The following is an 8,388-nucleotide window of genomic DNA, read 5'->3' on the forward strand; positions in this document are numbered from 1 at the left end:
GATTTAGTTGTTCCCTCCGCGGCCCGTCCGCTTGGAGGCGATGTCGCCGACCTTCCGGCCCGGCGGAGCGTTCCGCGAGACGGACTTCGGCTGTCCGGGGTGCTGGCGGCCGCCGCCACCGAACGGGTGGTCGACGGCGTTCATCGCGACCCCGCGCACGCGCGGATACTTCGTCCCGCGCGAGCGCATTTTGTGGTACTTCTTTCCGGCCTTCACGAACGGCTTCTCCGTCCGGCCGCCGCCGGCGACGACGCCGACGGTGGCGCGGCAGTCGGGGTTGAGCCGCTTGACCTCCCCGGAGGGGAGCTGGACGACCGCGACATCGCGGTCGTGGGTCAGCAGCGTCGCGTTGACGCCCGAGGCGCGGGCGAACTTGCCGCCGTCGCCGGGCTTGGACTCGACGTTGCACACCGGCACGCCCTCAGGAATCTCCGAGATGGGAAGCGTGTTTCCGGGCTTGATCTCTGCGGAGACGCCGACCGACAGCGTCTCGCCGACCGTGACGCCCTCGGGCGCGAGCACGAGGCGGCGGTCGCCGTCCTCGAACTTCACGTCCGCGATGGGCGCCGACCGCGCGGGATCGTGTTCGATGCCGACGATCTCGCCGTGGACGGTGTCCGCCTCGTCCTCCGCGATCTTCTTGTGCTGTTTGTCCGATTTGTACCGGTGCGACGGCGCTCGGAACGTCGAGCCGCCGCGACCGCGTCGTTGTCCCTGAATTCTGCGTCCCATTATCAGAACACCCCGATCCGGGAAGCGACTTCCTGCGCGTCGCTGTCCTCGTCGAGTTCGACGGTCGCCTTCTTTTTCCCCTGCGGCGTGATCTGCGTCCGGACCGACTCGACGCCAACGTCGAACTGCGCGCCGACGGCGTCTGCGATCTCGGGCTTGGCCGCGTCGATGTCGACGATGAACTGGAGCTTGTTCTGGAAGTCCATCTCGTCCATCGCCTTCTCGGTGACGAGCGGGTGGTGGATGACAGAGCTCATCGCTCGGCCACCTCCTCCAGCGCGCTCTCGGTGAAGACGGTCAGGCGGCCGGCGTGCGTGCCGGGCGCCAGGTCCTCGACGTTGACCTCGCGGCCGGTGGCCACGTCGGCACCGGCGAGGTTGCGCGCCGCCTTCGACGGCTCCTCGCTGGTGACGAACAGGACCGATTTCGGCTCCTGCGTCTTGCGACCGCGGGTCGTCCCGCGGCCGGCGCGGATCGAGCGCCCCTCGTCGGCGCGCTCGATGTCGTCGGCGACGCCGACTGCCTCGAGGAAGGAGACGACCTCCTTCGTCTTCACGAGGTCCTCGAACTCGTCGGAGACGACGAGCGGCAGCTCGGTGTCCTCGTCGAAGGCGTGGCCGCGCTCGGCGACCAGCTCGGTGTCGGCGGTGGCCGCGATGGCCGACCGCGTCGCGAGCTTGCGCTCCTTGTCGTTCACCTTCTTGGTCTGGTCCTTCTCGGCTTTCGGCGGGTGGGCCTTGCGGCCCTTGACGGTCTGCGGGACGCGGCGACCCTGCCCGTTCTGTCGGGGGACGTGGGCCATGCCGCGGCCGGAGCCGAACGACTCCGCGGGAGTGCGGAGGCCGGCGAACTCGTCAGCGCCGTACGCCTGTTTCCGGTTTGCCTGCGCGGCGACGACTGCCCGCTGGATCAGGTCCGAGCGGAACTCCGTCTCGAAGACGTCGGGGAGGTCGATTTCCCCGCTCTCGTCGCCGTTCAGGTCGCGTACTGTTGCCTTCATTATCCTTGGTTCGATTCGGTGGAAACGTAGCGCACCTCGGGGTCGAGGCGCGGCTGGTCGTTCGGCCGGATGGCCGGTCGGAACCGCAGGAGGCGCTGGGAGGGACCTGGCAGCGAGCCCTTCACGAGCGCGTAGTGACCGTCCACCTCGCCGTAGCCCTTGAAGCCGCCCTCGACGGAGGCGTCGTCGCCCTCGCCGAAGTCGATGAGCCGCTTGTTGAGCTCCGTGCGCTGGTGGTAGCCGGTCTGCCCCTGCTGAGGGACGGTCGAGCGCACGCGCGAGGGGTTCCACGGGCCGAGGTTACCGATCCGGCGCCGCCAGCCCTGGCGGGCGTGCTTGCCCTTCCGCTTCTGGACGCCCCAGCGCTTGACGGGGCCCTGGGTGCCCTTGCCCTTCGTGACGCCCGAGACATCCGTGTACTCGCCGGCGCGGAAGACGTCGCCGAACTCGTGTTCGCCGCCGTCCTCGACCAGGTCGAGTGCGTAGTCGAGGCGCTCGTCCATCGAGGCGCCACCGACGCGCGTCTCCATCACGTCGGGCTTCTTCTTGGGGATGTTCGAGAGCGCGGCCGGCTCGGTGTGGGTGATGAACCGGAGGTCGTCAACGACGCCGTCGTCGACCAGTTCGCGCAGCTCCGCGGCGTCCTCCTCGAAGGTGTTCTCCGCCGGCAGGTCGAGGGTGCGGTCGAGTTCCTCGTGGAACTCGGTGGCCCAGACCTCGGTGACCGGCTTCTGTCCGTACGGCGTGTCCTCGTAGGCTCGCAGGGCGACCGCGCGCATCGGCGGCACCTCCACGACCGTCACGGGAACGGACTCCTCCATCCCCTCGCGCGGGGAGTCGGATTCGTCGTTCACCATGACGACGTGGGTCATGCCCGCCTTGTAGCCCGCGAAGCCCTGGACTGCGGCCGCGCCGTCGTCCTCGGGCCACGAGCGGATGCGGGGGACTTCACTGCTCGCGCGCTTGCGCGGGCCGAAGCCCAGCGAACCCTTGCGTGGTCTGCTTGGTTGTGGCATTGTGTTTGGCTTACTCCGTGAGTGTGAGCGGCGAGAGCGCGGCGAAGATCGCTTCTTCGGTCCGCACCACCTCGCTGCCCTGTCGCGGAATCGCGTTCAGCCAGAGATCGAACCCCGAGCCGTCCGTGGCGTCGGGGTCGACCGGGACATCCTCGGTGTCCACGCCGAGGATGGCCGGGAGCCCCCTGCCGGGCGAACCGAACGCGACGGCGACGTGTGTGTCGCGCATGCGTGCACGCACGTCCGCCAGGCCGGACACGGACAGTTCGCGTCCGTGTCGCGACGTGGCGATCGCGGTTTCGGCGTCGGCGAGGGCGTCCTCCAAGGCCGCGCCCGTCACCCGAAACCCCGGTGCGGGGTCGTCGGTGAGGCGGGCACGGACCGGTTCTCTCGAAGAGACCCTGACGGTGACGCGCTCCCCCTCCACGTACTCCCGTCCGGGAGACGCGTGCAGGGAGATCGGGTGTTGCGTTCCGCAATTGACCCGAACGCGGCCTTCAGGTCCGACCTCGGTCACGATTCCCTCTCGTAGTTCCGACCCGTCGGGGCCGGAGCGAGCGGGCCGCATCGGCGGGAGCACGCCGACGTGCCGGAGTTCCTCGCGTTTCCCCCACACCTCCCGACGGAGGTAGGAGGGGGTCGCACAGTACTCCAGCACGGTTCGAACGTACTCGCCGCCTCTGCGGCGTTCGCCTTCCCGGTCTGGGAAGACGACCAACCGGTCCGCCCGGAAGATCGTCGCCGCGCGGGCGACGTAGCCGAGTTTTCGCGTGGCCTCGCGGCCGTCCTCGGCCTCCCGGACGAGCGACGACGGAACGATCACGTCGAGTGTCGTTCCGTTCATTGTCGCTGCACCGGACTGTACTCCGATGATCCTCAGCCGCGGCGTAAAAGGGTGTTGAATCGCGCCCCCCGGCGTCACGGCTTCACACACCCGTCAACCGGCGTTTCACGTGTGAACCACTCACGTGCCACGTGGCGTCATCCGGTGTGCGGTCGAGTCACACGAGATGGTTCCGCACGGCGCCGCCGGAGGAACGGATTTATATACAACCCTGCCGTTAGTGGTGAATGCGCACCGGGAGAAAGCCGGAGACGGCGCCCGGATGCAGGTACGCACTGGTAGTGTAGTGGTATCACGTGACCTTGCCATGGTCACAACCGGGGTTCAAATCCCCGCCAGTGCAGTTCTGTCGCGACCACTCGACGAGCGAGACGCAGTCTCGCGGGTCGACCGTACCTTCACGCCACGCGGTCGCTCGCGACACCAACCCTTTTCTCACGCCCCGCGTACCCCGCTACCATGGACGATTTAGACGACGTGTTCGTCGCCCAGGTGATGTCCGAGAGTCTCTACACCGTGACGCCCGACACGCTGGTCGAGGAAGCGGCCAACGAGATGATGCAGCGGCAGATCGGCTCGGTGATCGTCGTCGACGACGACGGTACGCTCCGCGGCATCCTCACCAACACCGACTTCGTGCAGATCGTCGCGGAGCGACAGCCCAAGGATCAGACGCCCGTCTCGGAGTACATGAGCACGGACCTCGTCACCGCCGCCCCCGGCGACTCGCTGGCGAGCGTCGCCGCGACCATGCTCGATCACGGCTTCCACCACATGCCCGTCACCGACGGCGACGACGGCGTCGTCGGCGTCGTCTCCACGACCGACCTCACCGCGTACCTCTCGAACATCCGCGCCTGAGTCGCTTGGCGCCGAGTTCGGTCCGCGTGGTGCGCCGAAGTGAGTGCGTTGACTGAGTGCGTTGAGTGTCGTCGGGTGGCCGGATTGGCGACCCACATTTCCCTGAATCTCCCCGGACTACTCGAACTGTCGCCACACCGCCCCCGCGACGGCGCAACCGATTTGCCGACCGCGGTCGTGAGTCCGGTATGACGGTTATCGCGCTGTTGAGCGTCGCGCCGGTCGTTGAGGGAAGCATGGCGGGAGAAGTCGCGAAGGCCGTCGCCGCGCTTGACGACTTCGACGTGGCGTACGAGACGAACCCGATGGGCACGGTGATCGAAGCCGAGGAGTTCGAGGAGCTGATGGCGGCCGCAACAGCCGCGCACAACGCGGTCGACGGCGACCGCGTCTCCACGTTCTTGAAGATCGACGACAAGCGGACGCGCAGCCAGCGCGCCGACGAGAAGGTCGACGCCGTCGAACGCGAACTCGGCCGACCGGCTCGGAGCGGGCTGGAATAATATCTCAGTCAGAGTTCGTTATTAAGTATAACCATAAAAGTGCCCCAGATTGGCAGGAGAATTAATAATCGGTCGGCGACTACCGTCGAGTACGAATATGACGCACGATGACGCTGCGGGCGATACCGTCTCTCACAGCGATCGGTCTCGCTCGGCGGCCGTCGACGAGGATCGCGGCGGCGACGAGCACCACCACGATTCCGACGACGGGGATCATGAGTACGACGACGGGGACGACGAACGCGCGCACGGCGGCTCCGACGGGGAGTCCGCCGACGCGGATATTTCGTTGTCGGTCCCGGACATGGACTGCGCCTCCTGTGCCGCAAAAGTCGAGCGGAGCGTCTCCGGGGTCGACGGCGTCACCCACATCGACCCGTACCCGACCACGGGGACGCTGTCGGTCGCGACCGACGGGTCGACCGACCGGGAGTCGGTGGCCGCGGCCGTCGAGTCGGCCGGCTACACCGTCGAGGAGGATCTGGAGTCGGTGGCGCTGTCGGTCCCGGACATGGACTGCGCCTCCTGCGCGCGGAAGGTCTCGGGCGCGCTGGAGGCCGTCAACGGGGTGCGTGACTTTGACACGCTCCCCACGACGGGGACGGTGCGCCTCCGGTTCGACCCCGACGCCACGACGCTCGCGGCGCTCACCGACGCCGTCGAGTCCGCCGGCTACGAGGTCGTCTCCACGTCGCTCGACGAGGACGGCGGTGACGGCGACGGCGACGACGAGCGTTCGGTGTGGCGAAGCCGACGAGCGTACGCGACGTACCTCGCGGCGGTGTTGACGGGGATCGGCTTGGTGCTCGCGAACCCGCTGGCGCCCGCGGGCGCGGGCCCCGCTGTCGACCTGTTCGGGCGGACCGTCCGCGTCGGCGACCTCGCGTACATCGCGGCGGTCGCCGTCGGCGGCGGCGGCGTCTTCCGCAACGGCTACTACTCGCTGCGCCAGCGCAGCCTCGACATCGATCTATTGATGACCGTCGCCATCCTCGGCGCCGTCGCCGCTGGGGTCGGATTCGACGAGCCGCTGTTCTTCGAGGCGGCGACGCTGACGACGCTGTTCTCCGTCTCAGAGCTGCTGGAGGGGGCGGCGATGGACCGCGCGCGCGACTCCCTGCGCGAACTGATGGAGCTGTCGCCGACGGAGGCGACGGTGGTCCGCGAGGGTGAGGAAACGGTCGTCCCGGCCGACGCGGTCGCCGTCGGCGAGACGGTCGTCGTCCGCCCGGGCGAGCGCGTCCCCCGCGACGGGACCGTCACCGACGGGACGAGCGCGGTGAACCAGGCGCCCGTTACCGGCGAATCGGTCCCGGTCGATAAGGCCCCCGGCGACGAGGTGTTCGCGGGCACCATCGTCGAGGGCGGCTATTTGGAGGTCGAGGTGACGGCGGAGGCCGGCGAGGACACGCTCTCGCAGGTCGTCGACATGGTCGAGGCCGCCCAGGGCGAGCGCTCTGACCGCGAGCGGTTCGTCGAGCGCTTCGCGAGCTACTACACGCCGGTCGTCGTCGGGTTCGCCCTGGTCGTCGCCGTCGGCCCGCCGCTGGCCGTCGGCGCGGCGTGGGAGACGTACGTCCTCTACGGCCTCACGCTGCTCGTGCTCGCGTGCCCGTGTGCGTTCGTTATCTCCACGCCGGTGACCGTCGTCTCCGGCATCACCTCCGCCGCGCGCAACGGCGTCCTGATCAAGGGCGGCACCCACCTGGAGGCGATGGGAGACGTGGACGCGGTCGCGTTCGACAAGACGGGGACGCTCACCAAGGGGGAACTCACCGTCACCGACGTGATCCCGCTGGGCGACAACTCCGAGGCGGACGTGCTCCGCTGCGCCCGCGGCTTGGAACTCCGTTCGGAACATCCCATCGGCGACGCCATCGTCGAGCGCGCGGACGAGGCCGGCGTCGGCGACCGCGCGGTCGACGAGTTCGAGGCGGTGACGGGCAAGGGCGTGACGGCGACGCTCGACGGGACGCCCCACTACGCGGGCAAGCCCGGGCTGTTCTCGGAGCGTGGCTTCGACCTCTCGCACGTCCACGCCGCCACTGACGGCGGCGTCGTCACCCGGACCTCCCGCGCCATCTGCGAGCGGAACAACTGCCTCGACCTCCTCTCGGACACGGTCCCCGAACTGCAGGCCGAAGGCAAGACGGTGGTGCTCGTCGGTACGGAGGAGGATCTGGAGGGCGTCGTCGCCGTCGCCGACGAGGTTCGTCCCGAGGCGCGCCGGACCGTCGAGCGCCTGCGCGAGGCGGGCGTTCACACGGTGATGCTCACCGGCGACAACGAGCGCACCGCCCGCGCAGTCGGCCGCGAGGTGGGCGTCGACGACGTTCGCGCCGAACTGCTCCCCGACGAGAAGGTCGAGGCCGTCGAGGAGCTGCTCGCCGAGCACGACGGCGTTGCGATGGTCGGCGACGGCGTCAACGACGCGCCCGCGCTGGCGACCGCCACGGTGGGGATCGCGATGGGCGCCGCCGGCACCGACACCGCGCTCGAAACGGCCGACGTGGCGCTGCTCGCGGACGACCTCTCGACGCTGCCGTACCTCCGGACGCTGGCCGAGCGCGCCAACGCCGTCATCCGGCAGAACGTCTGGACCAGCCTCGCGGCGAAGGCTGCGCTCGCGGCGGCGGTGCCGTTCGGGCTCGTCCCGATCTGGTTCGCCGTCCTCGCGGGCGACGCGGGCATGACCGTCGGCGTCACGGCGAACGCGAGCCGACTTGCGCGCGTCTCGCCCGACGATCCCGGCGCGGGGGGCGACGGTACGAACCCCGCGGGCACGGGCGCCCCCGACGTGGGGGCGGAGGCGGCGTCCGACGAGGACGGGGAGGGAGACAGGGACAGGGACCAGCCGTCGCCGCCGCCGGCTTAGCTGAAGGTAGGCGCTAAGCCCCCTTCCTCAGCGAGCGCCGACCGAATGGAAGGCGCGAGCAGGGAGGGGATACAGCGTTGACGAGACGCGGAGCGTCTCGTCCGCACACGGGAGCTTTGCTCTCGTGAACGCCGCACGGTTCTCATACACTATCCGACGCTCGGCCCACAGGCCAACGCCTCACCGAACTATTATACGTGTATCGTGCATAGCGTGCATTACGTGAAACGGAAGACAATCACCATTCGAGAGGACCAAGACGAGTGGATTGAGGGTCAACACCTCAACCTCTCGTCGTTCGTCCGAGAGCAGTTGGACGAACTCATTGAGGAACGAGAGTAACGGATGTACTACGCCTACAAGTACCGTCTCAAGCCGTCCAACGCCCACCGCGAGGAGTTGGACCGCCACCGAGACATTTGTAGGCAACTCTACAACCACACGCGCTACCGTCTCAACGAATACCAAGACGAACACGGTGAACTGCCGTCCATGACCACTCTACGGTCGGAGCTACCCGACCTCAAGAAGTGGTGGGACGGCCTCTCTGACGTGTA

9 protein-coding genes and 1 tRNA gene are annotated in these 8,388 nt (G+C 68.5%); 5 read left to right on the forward strand and 5 right to left on the reverse strand.

Annotation, left to right across the window (positions count from 1 at the left end; genetic code table 11):
- Positions 1–3: 3 nt before the first annotated feature.
- Genes BUE16_RS03520 through BUE16_RS03540 form a run of 5 tightly spaced genes read right to left on the reverse strand, consistent with a single transcriptional unit; the run spans position 4 to position 3,592 of the window.
- Positions 4–732: a 50S ribosomal protein L2 gene (locus tag BUE16_RS03520; RefSeq protein ID WP_073306996.1), complete on the reverse strand. Its 729-nt coding sequence runs from the start codon at positions 730–732 to the stop codon at positions 4–6.
- 2 nt (positions 733–734) lie between these two features.
- Entirely contained in the window at positions 735–989 is a 255-nt protein-coding gene (locus tag BUE16_RS03525; RefSeq protein WP_073306997.1) for a 50S ribosomal protein L23, read from the reverse strand.
- The gene (rpl4p, locus tag BUE16_RS03530) at positions 986–1,732 is read right to left on the reverse strand and encodes a 50S ribosomal protein L4 (RefSeq protein WP_073306998.1); all 747 of its coding nucleotides are present in this window, start codon (positions 1,730–1,732) and stop codon (positions 986–988) included. Before rpl4p ends, BUE16_RS03525 begins: the two co-directional genes overlap by 4 nt.
- The gene (locus BUE16_RS03535) at positions 1,732–2,748 is read right to left on the reverse strand and encodes a 50S ribosomal protein L3 (protein ID WP_073306999.1); all 1,017 of its coding nucleotides are present in this window, start codon (positions 2,746–2,748) and stop codon (positions 1,732–1,734) included. The genes rpl4p and BUE16_RS03535 overlap by 1 nt, the downstream gene beginning before the upstream one ends.
- A 10-nt stretch (positions 2,749–2,758) precedes the next feature.
- Entirely contained in the window at positions 2,759–3,592 is an 834-nt protein-coding gene (locus BUE16_RS03540) for a putative RNA uridine N3 methyltransferase (RefSeq protein WP_073307000.1), read from the reverse strand.
- Positions 3,593–3,864: 272 nt separating this feature from the next.
- Between BUE16_RS03540 and BUE16_RS03545 the strand changes: the two genes are divergently transcribed.
- From BUE16_RS03545 to BUE16_RS03565, 5 genes are all read left to right on the forward strand, one after another.
- Positions 3,865–3,935: transfer RNA gene (locus BUE16_RS03545), tRNA-Gly, on the forward strand.
- A gap of 116 nt (positions 3,936–4,051) precedes the next feature.
- Positions 4,052–4,453 carry a CBS domain-containing protein gene (locus BUE16_RS03550; protein ID WP_073307001.1) on the forward strand — a complete coding sequence of 134 codons (402 nt, stop codon included), beginning with the start codon at positions 4,052–4,054 and terminating at the stop codon, positions 4,451–4,453.
- 188 nt (positions 4,454–4,641) lie between these two features.
- Entirely contained in the window at positions 4,642–4,956 is a 315-nt protein-coding gene (locus BUE16_RS03555; RefSeq protein WP_073307002.1) for an MTH1187 family thiamine-binding protein, read from the forward strand.
- 97 nt (positions 4,957–5,053) lie between these two features.
- Complete coding sequence (locus BUE16_RS03560; RefSeq protein ID WP_073307003.1) at positions 5,054–7,831, forward strand: heavy metal translocating P-type ATPase; 2,778 nt, start codon at positions 5,054–5,056, stop codon at positions 7,829–7,831.
- Between the two features lie 345 nt (positions 7,832–8,176).
- Positions 8,177–8,388, forward strand: a 212-nt coding sequence (locus BUE16_RS03565) for a helix-turn-helix domain-containing protein (protein WP_159435716.1), incomplete at its 3' end; no start/stop codon positions are given.

The sequence above is a fragment of the Halobaculum gomorrense genome (genome assembly GCF_900129775.1).
GTDB lineage: Archaea > Halobacteriota > Halobacteria > Halobacteriales > Haloferacaceae > Halobaculum > Halobaculum gomorrense.

Coding starts and splice junctions, on each gene's coding strand:
- BUE16_RS03555 (WP_073307002.1), top strand. CDS start 4,642: ATGACGGTTATCGCGCTGTTGAGCGTCGCGCCGGTCGTTGAGGGAAGC.
- BUE16_RS03535 (WP_073306999.1), bottom strand. CDS start 2,748: ATGCCACAACCAAGCAGACCACGCAAGGGTTCGCTGGGCTTCGGCCCG.
- BUE16_RS03525 (WP_073306997.1), bottom strand. CDS start 989: ATGAGCTCTGTCATCCACCACCCGCTCGTCACCGAGAAGGCGATGGAC.
- BUE16_RS03560 (WP_073307003.1), top strand. CDS start 5,054: ATGACGCACGATGACGCTGCGGGCGATACCGTCTCTCACAGCGATCGG.
- BUE16_RS03550 (WP_073307001.1), top strand. CDS start 4,052: ATGGACGATTTAGACGACGTGTTCGTCGCCCAGGTGATGTCCGAGAGT.
- BUE16_RS03520 (WP_073306996.1), bottom strand. CDS start 732: ATGGGACGCAGAATTCAGGGACAACGACGCGGTCGCGGCGGCTCGACG.
- rpl4p (WP_073306998.1), bottom strand. CDS start 1,732: ATGAAGGCAACAGTACGCGACCTGAACGGCGACGAGAGCGGGGAAATC.
- BUE16_RS03540 (WP_073307000.1), bottom strand. CDS start 3,592: ATGAACGGAACGACACTCGACGTGATCGTTCCGTCGTCGCTCGTCCGG.